General features: G+C 72.2%; 1 pseudogene. It reads left to right on the plus strand.

From position 1 onward, the window contains the following. Positions 1–524 (plus strand): annotated as a pseudogene (locus Ato02nite_RS48640) (hypothetical protein); the annotation flags it as partial. Positions 525–609: the final 85 nt, after the last annotated feature.

The raw sequence follows: 609 nt of genomic DNA on the forward strand, positions 1-609 counted from the left end.
TCGCCGACCTGCCGATCCCGGCGAACGCGCAGCTCATCGCGTACGTCCCGGGCGGCGAGGAGATCATCCTTTACACGTACCAACCGGAGCAGCACGGCTGGCTGCGGCTGGCCGGCCCGCGCTGGCGGGCCGTGCTGGACAACCTGCCCGGCGTCACCCCCGACCGGGAGTACGTGCCGTGCACGACGCCCGGTTCGGCGAAGCTGGTCGGCCGGATCAAGGACAACGAGTACGACGCGGTCGCGGACCCGCCGGAGGAGTTCCGGGTGCGTGCGCTGACCCGGGCCGCGCGCTACCCCGTGCAGACCCTGAGCCGCCGCGCCGAGCAGGCGCTGTGGCGCAACACGCCCTGCTGGGTGCTCCAGCGCGACGAGAGCTGGGCCCGCCTCCGCCTGGTCCGCCCGGACGGCGACAACCTGGCGGCGACGGGCGCCCGCTGCTACGAACGAGGCGTCTACGAGACCTGGGCCCCGGTCCACGAGTTGGTGGACCACCACATCGCCGACATCCCGTACACGCTGTAGAAGCCCGCGATCAGGCGCTGGTCAGCTTCTTGACGACCTCGGCGGAAGCGGTCCGGTCGGACCAGTCGCCGACCACGGCCAGCAC

It is taken from the genome of Paractinoplanes toevensis (genome assembly GCF_018332695.1).
GTDB lineage: Bacteria > Actinomycetota > Actinomycetes > Mycobacteriales > Micromonosporaceae > Actinoplanes > Actinoplanes toevensis.